The 12,286-nt window shown below is 60.4% G+C and carries 11 protein-coding genes; 3 read left to right on the top strand and 8 right to left on the bottom strand.

What is annotated here, in order from left to right; translation table 11 throughout:
- Positions 1–4 precede the first annotated feature (4 nt).
- The gene (gene hemB / locus INHI_RS0108360; RefSeq protein WP_014874603.1) at positions 5–1,003 is read right to left on the bottom strand and encodes a porphobilinogen synthase; all 999 of its coding nucleotides are present in this window, start codon (positions 1,001–1,003) and stop codon (positions 5–7) included.
- Between the two features lie 201 nt (positions 1,004–1,204).
- Here hemB and INHI_RS0108355 point away from each other — a divergent pair, with 201 nt between their 5' ends.
- Positions 1,205–1,729, top strand: coding sequence for a hypothetical protein (locus tag INHI_RS0108355; RefSeq protein WP_014879950.1), 525 nt, complete (start codon positions 1,205–1,207; stop codon positions 1,727–1,729).
- A 34-nt stretch (positions 1,730–1,763) separates the two neighbouring features.
- On the top strand, positions 1,764–5,231 hold the full coding sequence (gene mfd, locus INHI_RS0108350) for a transcription-repair coupling factor (protein WP_027247357.1): 3,468 nt from the start codon (positions 1,764–1,766) through the stop codon (positions 5,229–5,231).
- Positions 5,232–5,311: 80 nt separating this feature from the next.
- On the opposite strand, the gene INHI_RS0108345 is transcribed toward mfd, so the two are convergent.
- The 3 genes from INHI_RS0108345 to INHI_RS0108335 all read right to left on the bottom strand — a co-directional run bounded on the left by INHI_RS0108345 (position 5,312) and on the right by INHI_RS0108335 (position 9,025).
- Positions 5,312–6,535 (bottom strand): MFS transporter, encoded by a 1,224-nt coding sequence (locus INHI_RS0108345; protein WP_027247356.1) that lies wholly within the window; start codon positions 6,533–6,535, stop codon positions 5,312–5,314.
- A 214-nt stretch (positions 6,536–6,749) separates the two neighbouring features.
- Positions 6,750–7,421, bottom strand: a complete 672-nt coding sequence (locus INHI_RS0108340; RefSeq protein ID WP_027247355.1) for a DsbA family oxidoreductase — start codon at positions 7,419–7,421, stop codon at positions 6,750–6,752.
- The gene (locus INHI_RS0108335) at positions 7,418–9,025 is read right to left on the bottom strand and encodes a class I adenylate-forming enzyme family protein (RefSeq protein ID WP_027247354.1); all 1,608 of its coding nucleotides are present in this window, start codon (positions 9,023–9,025) and stop codon (positions 7,418–7,420) included. The genes INHI_RS0108340 and INHI_RS0108335 overlap by 4 nt, the downstream gene beginning before the upstream one ends.
- 65 nt (positions 9,026–9,090) lie before the next feature.
- Between INHI_RS0108335 and INHI_RS0108330 the strand changes: the two genes are divergently transcribed.
- Complete coding sequence (locus INHI_RS0108330; protein WP_014874609.1) at positions 9,091–9,714, top strand: helix-turn-helix domain-containing protein; 624 nt, start codon at positions 9,091–9,093, stop codon at positions 9,712–9,714.
- A 152-nt stretch (positions 9,715–9,866) separates the two neighbouring features.
- Here the strand turns inward: INHI_RS0108330 and INHI_RS0108325 are convergent, their stop codons facing one another.
- The 4 genes from INHI_RS0108325 to INHI_RS0108310 form a co-directional block, all read right to left on the bottom strand.
- Entirely contained in the window at positions 9,867–10,097 is a 231-nt protein-coding gene (locus INHI_RS0108325) for a hypothetical protein (RefSeq protein ID WP_014874610.1), read from the bottom strand.
- 135 nt (positions 10,098–10,232) lie between these two features.
- Positions 10,233–10,889: an aquaporin gene (locus INHI_RS0108320; RefSeq protein ID WP_027247353.1), complete on the bottom strand. Its 657-nt coding sequence runs from the start codon at positions 10,887–10,889 to the stop codon at positions 10,233–10,235.
- Positions 10,886–11,362, bottom strand: a complete 477-nt coding sequence (locus INHI_RS0108315) for an arsenate reductase ArsC (protein ID WP_027247352.1) — start codon at positions 11,360–11,362, stop codon at positions 10,886–10,888. Before INHI_RS0108315 ends, INHI_RS0108320 begins: the two co-directional genes overlap by 4 nt.
- Positions 11,363–11,382: 20 nt before the next feature.
- On the bottom strand, positions 11,383–12,216 hold the full coding sequence (locus tag INHI_RS0108310) for an arsenate reductase/protein-tyrosine-phosphatase family protein (protein WP_014879957.1): 834 nt from the start codon (positions 12,214–12,216) through the stop codon (positions 11,383–11,385).
- Positions 12,217–12,286: the final 70 nt, after the last annotated feature.

The following is a 12,286-nucleotide window of genomic DNA, read 5'->3' as shown; positions in this document are numbered from 1 at the left end:
TTGCCTAGCCATTCAGCAGTCGTGCGGCTGCTGGTGCATAATAGGTCAACACCCCATCACAGCCTGCGCGTTTGAAGGCCATCAGGCTCTCCATCATGATACGCTCGCCATCGATCCAGCCATTCTGGGCCGCGGCCTCGATCATCGCATACTCGCCGGAGACCTGATAGGCGAAGGTCGGCGCGCCGAAAGTGGATTTCACCCGCTGGCAGATGTCGAGATAGGCAAGACCGGGTTTGATCATCACCATATCGGCGCCTTCGCTCAGATCGCGTTCGATCATGCGCAGGGCCTCATCGGTGTTGCCGGGGTCCATTTGATAGGTTTTCTTGTCGCCCTTCAGCGCGCCGGAGGCGCCAACCGCGTCGCGGAACGGACCATAGTAAGCGGAGGCATATTTGGCGGCGTAGGAAAGGATGGTGACATTGCGGTGGCCTGCGGCCTCCAGCGCGCGTCGCATGGCTCCGATCCGGCCATCCATCATATCGGAGGGACCGATGATATCCGCACCTGCATCGGCTTGGGCCACGGTCATTTTGACCAGCGCCTCGACGGTCTCGTCATTGACGATCTCGCCGTCCACCACATAGCCGTCGTGACCGTTGATGTTATAGGGATCCAGCGCCACATCGGTCATCACCGCTAAATCCGGCGCGGCAGATTTGATGGCGCGGATGGCGCGGTTGACCAGATTGTCTGGGCTCCAGGCCTCGGCGCAATCCTCGGTTTTGAGTGCGGGATCGGTATAGGGAAACAGACAGATCGCCGGGATGCCAAGCGCCTGAGCCTCAATCGCGGCTTCTACCACTTTGTCGATACTGCGCCGAGTGACGCCGGGCATGGAGGGGATTGGCTCCTCAATCGCTTCGCCATCCCGCACAAACACTGGCCAGATCAGATCGTCGCTGGTCAACGTGGTCTCGCGCACCAGATTGCGCAGGGCAGGGGCGCTGCGCAAACGGCGGGGGCGGGCAGCTGGAAAAGGGGCGACGGTCGGCTTCATCGGGTCCTCGCAGATCAGGGATGCGATCCGGGAACCGGTCGCGGTTTCCCCTTTGCGTGACATGGAATGGCGGCGGCGACAAGTGACAGATTCGCCGCGCCATGCCCCCCCATCCTCTGGCCGGATGGGGCCACCCCTTGTGCCGGCGCGCGCCGCGGGGGATATAGGGGCGCAAAGACTGGACGAGAGAAGGGCCGCGTAGTGGATCTGTTTCATACCTTGACCGAGCTGATTGATCTGCGGTCCTTTTCCAACCTGTGGTACTGGATCGCGCTGGCCGTGGTCTGGTCCTCCGCCAGCCATTGGGTGATGGGGGTGCCGTTTGACATGGTCTACCGCGCCCGCAAGCAAGGCGGGCAGGCCGCACTGGATCTGGAGGCCATCACCCGCGTCAATGTGAACCGGATGATGTATATCACCGAGGTGTCAGGCCATTGGGTTCTGGGGATGACCTGCTTTGTGCTGGCGATGCTGGGGATGCTGGGGTTTTACTATGGGGTAGAATTTGCTCAGGCGGTATTTCTTCTGGCCTTTCCTATGGCGATCGTTGGCCTAATTAACTGGAGCTCGGCGCGCCGCATCAATCGCGAGGGACTGGCGGGGGAAACCCTGGCCCGCCAATTGACCATTACCCGGTTGTTCATTCAGCTGGTCGGCATGGTCGCGATCTTTGTGACCGCGCTCTGGGGCATGTATCAGAACCTGCAGATCGGGTTCCTCGGCTAATTGCCTGCGGGCAGATGACGAAAGAGAGACAGAGATGGCGCAACGGGCAATCACCGCAGGCGGCGCACCAGAGGGCTTTGATGCGCGGCTGATCCTGAAGGAAGCCGCCAGCAGCGATGCGCCGGTGGTGCATGTCGCGCGGGATGACAAGCGGATGGAGGCGACGCGGGCGGCACTTGCTTTCTTTGCGCCGGATATGCCTGTGATCAGTTTTCCGGGCTGGGATTGCCTGCCCTATGACCGGGTGTCACCAAATGCCGATATCGCCGCCGCGCGGATGGCGACACTGGCAGCGCTGGTGCATCAGATGCCGGGGCAGTTTGTGCTGCTGACCACGCTGAATGCCGCCACGCAGCGTGTCCCGGCACGTCAGGTTCTGAAAGATGCGGCCTTTGTTGCGGAGGTGGACCGGCGCATCGACGAGGAGGCCTTGCGCGGGTATCTCACGCGGATGGGATTCACCAAGAGCCCGACGGTGATGGAGCCCGGGGATTTTGCGGTGCGGGGCGGGATTATCGATATCTATCCGCCGGGACAGAGCGGCCCGGTGCGGCTGGATCTTTTTGGCGATGTGTTGGATGGGGCGCGGCGGTTTGATCCGGCGACGCAGCGGACCACCGAGAAGCTGAGCGTGGTTGAACTGGCGCCCGTTTCCGAGGTGATCCTGGATGAGGCCGCCGTGACCCGGTTTCGGCAGAACTACCGGATTGAGTTTGGCGCGGCGGGCACGGATGATCCGCTTTACGAGGCGGTGTCTGCAGGGCGTAAATATCAGGGGATCGAACACTGGTTGCCGTTTTTCCATGAGCGGCTGGAGACCCTGTTTGACTACCTGCCGCAGGCCACGGTGACGCTGGACGATCAGGTAACGCCTGCCCGGTTGGCGCGCTGGGACAGCATCGTGGACCAGTATGAGACCCGGAAGATCGCTATGGCGCAGAAGGGGCGGATGGACACGGTTTACAAACCGGTGCCGCCGGGGCTGCTGTATCTGGATGATGATGCCTGGGAGGCCGCGATTGGCGATCACCGGGTTATCCAGTTCCATCCGCTGCCACAGGCCAGCGGACCGGGCGTGATAGATGCGGGCGGTAGAATCGGCCGCAATTTCTCTCCTGAGCGACAGTTGGAAAGTGTCAGCCTTTTCAAGTCACTGGCTGATCACATTAAAGCGCGGATGCAGGTAGGGCCGGTTGTGGTCGCCTCCTATTCTGAGGGCGCGCGGGAGCGTTTGACCGGTCTGATTGAGGACGAAGGCCTGGCGGAGGTCATCGCGATCAACGACGGCACGCGGATTGGAAAATCCGGTCTGCATCTGGCGGTCTGGGCGCTGGAACACGGGTTCGAGACCGATGATCTGACGGTGATTTCCGAACAGGATGTCCTGGGGGATCGGTTGATCCGCGCGCCCAAGAAGCGGCGTAAGGCCGAGAACTTCCTGACCGAGACACAATCCCTCAGCCCTGGCGATCTGGTGGTGCATGTGGACCACGGGATTGGCCGCTACAAGGGTCTGGAAGTGGTTACAGCCGCAGGTGCGGCGCATGAATGTATCCTGCTGGAATATGCAGAACACTCAAAGCTGTACCTGCCGGTTGAGAACATCGAACTGCTGTCCAAATACGGCCATGACGAGGGCCTTCTGGATCGATTGGGCGGCGGTGCCTGGCAGGCCAAAAAGGCCAAGCTGAAGGAGCGTATCCGGGAGATGGCGGATCGCTTGATCCGGGTGGCCGCCGAGCGGGCGTTGCGCAAGGCGCCGATGATGGACCCGCCGCCGCATGCCTGGGAAGAATTCTCAGCGCGCTTCCCCTATCAGGAAACTGACGACCAGTTGCGCGCGATCAGCGAGGTGATGGAGGATCTGCAGTCCGGGTCGCCCATGGACCGGCTGATTTGCGGCGACGTCGGCTTTGGCAAGACAGAGGTTGCGATGCGCGCGGCCTTTATCGCAGCCATGTCAGGTGTACAGGTGGCGATTGTTGCACCCACGACGTTGCTGGCGCGGCAGCATGCGGCGGCCTTTGCTCAGCGGTTTCGCGGGTTTCCTTTGGAAGTCAGGCAGTTGTCGCGCTTTGTTACAGCAAAGGAAGCTGCCAAAACCCGCGAAGGTATGGCCAAAGGGACGATTGATATTGTCGTCGGGACCCATGCCTTGCTGGCAAAATCCGTGCGCTTTCAAAACCTCGGCCTGCTGATTATCGACGAGGAACAGCATTTTGGGGTCGCTCATAAGGAACGGCTCAAGCAGATGCGCAGCGATATTCACGTGCTGACGTTGACCGCAACGCCAATCCCGCGAACCCTGCAACTGAGCCTGACTGGCGTGCGCGATCTGTCCATCATCGGCACGCCGCCGGTGGATCGTCTGGCCATTCGCACCTATGTGAGCGAGTTTGATGCGGTCACCATCCGTGAGGCCCTGCTGCGGGAGCATTATCGCGGCGGGCAGAGTTTCTATGTGGTGCCACGCATCACCGATCTCCCCGATGTCGAAGCCTTTTTGCAGGAGCAGCTGCCGGAGCTGTCTTATGTCGTGGCCCATGGTCAATTGGCGGCCGGCGATCTGGATGATCGCATGAATGCCTTTTACGATGGCAAATTCGACGTTCTGCTGGCCACAACCATCGTGGAGTCCGGGCTGGATATTCCCACGGCGAACACAATGGTGGTCCATCGCGCGGATATGTTCGGTCTGGCGCAGCTCTATCAGATCCGGGGGCGTGTGGGTCGGTCCAAGACACGTGCCTATGCCTATCTCACCACCAAACCCCGTGTGCGGCTGACGCCCGGGGCGGAAAAACGCCTGCGCGTGCTGGGCTCGCTGGATACGCTGGGGGCTGGTTTCTCGCTGGCATCACAGGATCTGGATATTCGCGGGGCGGGCAATCTCCTGGGCGAAGAACAGTCCGGGCAGATGCGTGACGTGGGCTATGAGCTTTATCAGTCCATGCTGGAGGAGGCGATTGCCAAGATCAAATCCGGCGAGCTGGAAGGCCTGTCCGGCAGCGATGACCAATGGGCGCCACAGATCAACCTTGGCGTACCAGTATTGATCCCGGAGAACTACGTGCCGGATCTTGATGTGCGTCTCGGCCTCTATCGTCGGCTCTCGGATCTGAGCACCAAGGTGGAGTTGGAAGGTTTTGCCGCGGAGCTGATCGACCGTTTCGGGGCACTGCCAAAAGATGTCAACACGCTGATGCTGGTTGTGCGGATCAAGGCGATGTGCAAACGCGCCGGGATTGCCAAGTTGGACGGTGGGCCGAAGGGGGCAACGATCCAGTTCCACAATGATAAATTCGCCTCGCCTCAGGGCTTGGTGGAGTTCATTCAGGCGCAGGACGGTCTGGCCAAGGTGAAGGACAACAAGATTGTCGTGCGCCGGGACTGGAAGAAGGACAGCGACAAGATCAAAGGCGCCTTTGCCATCGCGCGTGATCTGGCTGAGAAGGTTGTCGCCGAAAAGAAGAAGGCTAAGGCGAAGGCAAAATCCGGCTGAATGACCCAAAGGTCGGATATGAAAAAGCCCCTCCAGCTGTCTGGAGGGGCTTTGTTTTGTATCGTGCTATGATGTGGCGTCTATTCCGCCGCCACCCGGTTTTCCACCCGTGCCATATGCAACATGATGGCGTAGCCTGCGATCACCATCAGCAGGATCGCACCAGTGAGTGGCGCAATGGAGCCATCAAACAGCAGCCCCACCGTCGCAGCGGCAGCGGCGGCAAACACGGTGGACACACCGCCCACGATGGATGCGGCCATGCCTGCGATATGGCCCATCGGCTCCATCGCCATGGCGTTGAGGTTGCCAAGTGTGAGGCCGGCCATGAAAAACACACTGGTCTGCCAGGCTACAAACAGCGCAAACATAAGATCACCGGACAGCGGCAGCACCTCCAGGCCCAGCATCAGCGCGGAGAAGATGATCTGCCCGGCCAGCGCCCAGGTCACCATGCGCCGCATGCCAAGCCGAACCACAAGCGATGCGTTGATTAGGCTGCTGCTGCCCGACATGACGGCTATGAAGCCAAACCAGAACGGGAAACTGTCCGCGCGATCAAAGACCACATCGTAGATGGGCTGAACCAGTGTGATCATGCAAAACAGCATCGCAAGACAGAAGCATTGCACCATCATAGACAGCCGCACCGTAGGATGCCGCAGCATCTCGATCAGAGCTGCTTGAAGGTTCGGCAGACGAAACGGCCGGCGGTTCTCGACCGGCAGCGGTTCAGGCAAGCGCAGCCCCATCCAGAGAACGATAACGACGGCAAACAGCGCAAACGCCAGAAAGATCGCCCGCCAGCTGGTCAGCAGAATAATGCCCGCACCCATCATCGGGGCAATGGCCGGCACGAGGGTGAAGATCAGCATGGCGATGGACATCATCCGGGCCATTTCACGACCAGAATAGAGGTCGCGCACAACTGCCAGCGCTACGACGCGCGGACCGGCGGCACCAAGCCCCATCACCACACGGCTCAAGAGCAGCATTTCGATGGAAGAGCTGGCATAGGCTACCAGCGCAGCCGCAATATAAAGACCCGCAGCGGCAAAAATGACGGTTCGGCGGCCAAAGGCGTCGGAGAGCGGCCCGGTAAAAAACGTGCCAATCCCCATGCCAAGCGCAAAGGTGGCAATGACCAGCTGCGCACGGTTGGGGTTATCGGAGCTAAGCGTATGACCAATTTCGGGCAGCGCAGGCAGCATGGCGTCGATAGAAAATGCAACAGTTGCGAACATCATCGCAATCAGGGCAATGAACTCAGCTTTGGACATGCTGATCTGTATATCTTTTGTCATTTGAAACCTCAGGCGACACATCAGGAGCCCCGGTAATCGGGTGCTGTCTGGGCGGCGCTCTGTCCGCGCTAACATATCTCTCGGGATTGGACCAGCAGCCAAGACGCACAGTTTTATGTGCATCGTTGTAACTGGCCGCGCCGCAAAGGTCTGGACTACTCTGTGCAGCAGGTCCAGATTTTCAATATAGGGCTAGGTGTACTGAGGCGCGCGTTCAGGCTTTGTCGGCCTCCGCGGCGTTACCTTCCTGCAGCTGTCTCTGGATGTCGGCGATCACCTGTTTCCACAGTTCGGGCTGCTGCGCGCCCGGTACGGCGTGCTGGTTCGCGACCACAAATGTTGGCACCGATGTGACCCCCATCTTGCGCGAATGGGCGTCGCGGTTGCGGATTTCCTCGGCGTCGGTGTCCCCGGATAAGAGCCGCAGGGTGACTGCGCGGTCCATTCCCGCGACCTCGGCAATATCGGCGAGGATCTCAGCGTCGCCAATATCCTTGGCCTGTACGAAATAGGCATCAAACAGTGCATCGACCACGGCGCTCTGCTTTCCCTCGATCCCGGCCCAGTGGATCAGGCGGTGGGCGTCCAGTGTGTTCGGCGTGCGTTCCATCGCCTCGAAATTGATCTCAAGCCCGGCGGCACTGGCGTGTTCCACAACCGGGGCATAGGCTTTCACCGCGCCCTCCTTGCCGCCGAATTTCGCCTCAAGATAGCTGCGCCGATCCATGCCTTCGCGTGGCATGTCGGGGTTGAGCTGGAACGGGTGCCATTCAATGACAAACGGATGATCGCCAACCTCGGCCAGCGCCTTGTCCAGATGGGTCTTGCCGATATAGCACCAGGGGCAGATCGGATCGGACAGAATATCAAGCTTCACAAGGCTCATGACGGGGTCCTTTGGTATTGGATGTAGCAATCGGGCAGGGCGCGGCGCAGCAGTTTGCCATTGGCTCCGCTGGGCAGCGCGTCGAGACGCAGATAAGCGCGCGGCTGTTTGTAGCGCGCCAGCCGGTCCTTGGCAAAAGCCGAAAGCGCCTCAGCGGTCACGTCTTTGGCACTGGTATAGAACGCAACGATGATATGGGTGTCGGGTTTCACCTCGACAGAGGCGACCGCCACCTGTTCAAGATCGGGATGGCTCGTCAACGCCGCTTCCACCTCTAGGGGAGAGACGCGATAGCCGCCTGCGTTCATCATGTCGTCGTTGCGCCCAAGATAGCGGATCTGCCCGGTGTCTGTCATTTCGCCTTGATCGCCGGTCAGGAACCACTCTCCCTGATAGTGGTCCTCGGTGGCGTCTGGGGCGTTGTGATAGCCCAGCATCAACCCTGGGTCGCGGCGATCAATGGCGATGACGCCGGGGGAGTTGCGAGGAGAAGGCCGACCGGTTGGATCAAGAATGGCAATCCGGCGTCCCGGTTGCGGCCAGCCCAGCGTGTCGCCTGCCTGCTCAGGATCACGGTGGCGCGCCGGATCCGCCGAGATGAAGGTCGAACATTCCGACATGCCAAACGCCTCATAGAGCGCGGTGCCGGTGGCTGCCCGCCAATCCTGCGCGACCTGACTGGAGAGTTTCTCACCAGCGCAGAGACCGTGGCGCAGGGCAGGCAACTGTAGCGTCCGGTCTTTTTGCAGCAGTTTGCGATAAACGCCGGGCGCAGCGGCAAAGAGGCTGGCATCATGCTGGCGCAAGAGGTCAGGCAGTGCGGTGATCGAGGTGCCATCTTCGGGGATCAGTGCGGTTGCGCCAAGGCTCCACGGGTCCATCAGACCGGTGCCCAACGTGAAGGTCCAGTTGAATGCACCGGCATGAAGGAGGCGATCGGTGGGGCGCAGATCATACCAATGACGGATCATCATTTGGCGCGCCCAGATCGCCCGGTGGGCATGCACAACCGCGCGCGGATTTCCGCCGGTCCCGGAGGTATAGACGACATAGGCCGGTCGATTAGGGTCGCCGAGCTGCATGTGAAACTCGTTTTCCGGTGGTGCGGCGCGCTGCATGGCCTCAAGTGAGTCGCGGTCGATTTCGCAGGGGTGCGGTACCGAGGCGATCCCCGGATCGCGCAGGATCGCAGCAGGTGACAGGTCATCCATGATGCGCGCCACCTCAGGCTCGGTCAGCTGTGCGGAGGTGGGAACCGGCACCAGACCAACAGCAATCGCGGCCAGATAGGCAATCGGAAAGATCGGCGTATTGCCCAGTCGCAGCAGCACCCGGTCGCCGGGAGATAGCCCTTCGGCCAGCAGTCCGGCGCCAAGTCCACGCACCGCAGCGCGCAGGGCCCCGTAGGTGTAGATCTGTGGCGACGGCTCTTGCGGCAGATCTGATGTGGCAGCGCTGGATGGAGACTGCGGCGCCAGCACGCACAGCGCCACCGCATCCGCTGCTGCGGGAAGCGCCGCCGCGCGCTGGTAGAGCACGTGGTCGGCCAGATTGAACGGCGCGGGGCAGGGCGCGAAGGGCCCGCTGTCAAACACAGATTGCATGTCGATTGGCTAACTTGGCAAACCACGCGTTGCAAGATGGCGCGCCCCGCCCTATAGGAAAAAGCATGACCTCTCGTGATCCCAAATCGCTCATCACTATTGCCCGCGCATCAGGTGAGGCCGCCGAAACCGAGCCACTGGATCTGGGGGCTCGGGTGCGCGAGTTGCGCAAGGCGCGGGACTGGACGCTGGAACATGCCGCCAATCAGGCAGGCCTTGCGCGTTCGACCCTGTCGAAGATCGAAAATGGCCAGATGTCACCGACTTACGAGGCGTTGAAGAAGCTGGCGGTGGGGCTTCAGATCTCGGTTCCACAGCTGTTTACCCAGCCGCAACGGGATCAGGTCAATGGCCGTCTGACGGTGACCAAGACCGGTCAGGGCTCTGCCCATGCCACCACGACATATGAGCATGAACTGCTGGCTGATAGCCTGACGCGCAAACAGATGTTGCCCTATCGCGCTCGCGTTCGGGCCAGGTCGATGGATGAATTTGAGGGCTGGGTGCGCCACGACGGCGAGGAATTCCTATACGTGCTGACAGGGGTCGTGCGGCTTTATACAGAATTCTATGAACCTATTGAAATGCGTCGTGGAGACAGCGCCTATTATGACGCTGCAATGGGGCATAACGTGATCTCTCTCAGCGATGAAGATGCGACCATTCTCTGGGTGACGTCCCTGTCATAGGGGCTGTCGCTCTGCGAGACAGCCCCATATGGCCCAAGATCAGCCGAGACATCACTGCCCGCTGCGGGGCTGCTTTCTATGGGTCACCTCTCTGAAGTCCCCACTGTAGAGCCCCCCGAACGAGGGAATGGCCGCTGTGCGGACAGGTCGGATCAGTTCAGCTGATGTTCCAATTCCCGATGCAGGCTCTCGGTATAGAGGAAATCATCCACTTCCTCCCGGGCCTCCGTCAGAGTCAGGTGATGGGTACGGGCCAAATAGGCGACAAACTTATCCTTGTCGTCGAACAGGGATGGGGCCGAGCGGGTCTGCAGATGCGGAAACCGTTGCTTGAGACGGGGCATCCTGTCGAACCAGCTGGCGCGGGCTGTTTGAACAGGCATGGGGGGCTCCCTCCGGGTCAAAATTGCGCGTGGGTATTGATGCTAGCATTTTTTGCAAAAAAAGAAAGTCCGCGTCATGCTGGGTGCCCCCCGGTTTCGGATTTCGCCTGAGATTTGCTCTGGGTTGGCTCGCGGTCAACTGGGTCGAAACAGGCGCGGCAGGATCAGATGCGCCAGACCAACACCGATGAACTGCATGACGATGAACATCAGAATATGGCCGGGGTAGATGCCCGCAAATGTATCACTGAACCCGCGCGCAACCGTCACCGCTGGATTGGCAAAACTGGTGGAGGCGGTAAACCAATAGGCGCCCGTGATATAAAAGGCGACGAGGGCAGGAACAGCCTCAGGACGGGAGCGTAACCCGCCAAAAATCACGAACAGCAGACCAAATGTCGCAAGGATTTCCGAAAACCATTGAGCGCCCCCGGTCCGGTGCATGGTGGTGGAGGTCTGCAGGATGGTCAGATCAAACATCACATGGCTGGCCCAGACGCCGAGGATGCCGCCAATGATCTGCGCAGACACATACTGCGGAACCGCAGCCCAGCTGTGATCGCCGCGCAGCGCAAAGGCAAGCGTGACCGCCGGGTTGAAATGTGCGCCAGAAATCGGCCCCAGCGTTGTGATGATCACATAGAGCATCGCGCCCGTTGCCACCGCATTGGCCAGCAGCGCCAACCCGATGTTTCCACCCGACAGGGTTTCGGCCATGATGCCCGACCCCACAACGCCGATCAGCAGAAAACCGGTGCCGAGCGCTTCGGCGATTAGTTTTTGCGTGGTCATGGCAGCTCTCCGATCCGGATCAGGTCTTGGCGCAGGTCGTCGGTGTTGATGTGCTCCAGTGGCAGGTTTAGAAATGCGTGGGCGCGTCGCTCCAGCCGGTCATAGGCAATGCGAAAGGCGGCGTCCCAATCGGGGCTGGCAGCCGCAGCGGGATCTTCGACGCCCCAATGGGCGCGCAGCGGGGTGCCGGGCCAGATCGGGCAGGTCTCGCCCGCAGCGGAGGCACAGACGGTGATCACCAGATCCATCTGAGGTGCCCCCTCAGACGCAAACTCATCCCAGCTCTTCGACCGTGCAGCGCTGGTGTCGTGGCCTTTCTCCGCCAGAAGTGCCAGCGACTGTGGGTGGACTGATCCAGCCGGCTTGGAGCCTGCGGAATAGGCTTTGACCCGGCCTGTTCCATGGCTGTTCAAGAGAGTTTCCAGCAGGATGGAGCGTGCAGAGTTGCCCGTGCAGAGGACGAGAATATTCATGTGATGAACTCGTTTGATGGTTATTCAGAGGGTGTATGACGGCCGATGTCATCCAGCCGGTGCTGCAATGATATGCGGTCAAGTGTTTCATAGGGGAGCGCGGCGAAGCTGCGGATGCGGTTGCGCAGCGCGTCATAGGTTTGCTGATATGCCAGACGTCTTTCTGCCTCTCGCCCTTTGGCTTTGACGGGATCGGGGAGGCCCCAATGGGCACTCATGGGCTGGCCGGGCCAGGCCGGGCAATCTTCATTTGCGGCGTGATCGCAGACGGTGAAGATGAAATCCATTGGTGGGGCATCATCTCCAGAGAATTCGCTGAGATCTTTTGAGCGAAGCCCGCCGGTCTCATGTCCGTTTGCGCGCAACAGGCTCAGAACCTCAGGACGCGGCGCGGGGGATGGGCGGCTGCCTGCGGAATAGGCGTGAAACCGTCCATCGCTATGCTGCTGCAGGATCGCCTCCGCCATGATGGAGCGGGCGGAGTTGCCAGTGCAGATAAACAGAACATTTAGGGGTCGGTCGCTGCCGGGCAGCAAGGGGGTCTGCGCCACGGTAGGCGGGCAAATATCCGGACGATTGTGACAGCAGTCCGATAGCAGATCGTCGAACAGATTACGCAACCCGTCCAATTGTGCCCGGTAGAGCAACGAGGTGCCTTGCCGCTCAGCACGGATCAAGCCGACGGCGCTGAGGGTCGAGAGGTAGCTGGAAACGGTGTTGGCCTTCTGCGCCAGGGCGGCGGCGATCTCACCAGCGGGGACAGCATCGGGATAGCGTCGCATCAGCAGGCGGAACAGTGCCAGCCGATTTGGGTGCGCCAATGCAGAAAGTTGCGATGTGATTTCTATTTCCATACTTCTCGAATAACAGAACTAATGGTTTCGGGTCAAGCGTCAGCTCGCACCACGAAAAGGCCCGCCCCGA

Origin of the sequence: Phaeobacter inhibens DSM 16374 (assembly GCF_000473105.1) — a bacterium.
Classification (GTDB): domain Bacteria; phylum Pseudomonadota; class Alphaproteobacteria; order Rhodobacterales; family Rhodobacteraceae; genus Phaeobacter; species Phaeobacter inhibens.
Note: the sequence above shows the minus strand (reverse complement) of the source record. Positions and strands in the feature narration are given on the sequence as shown.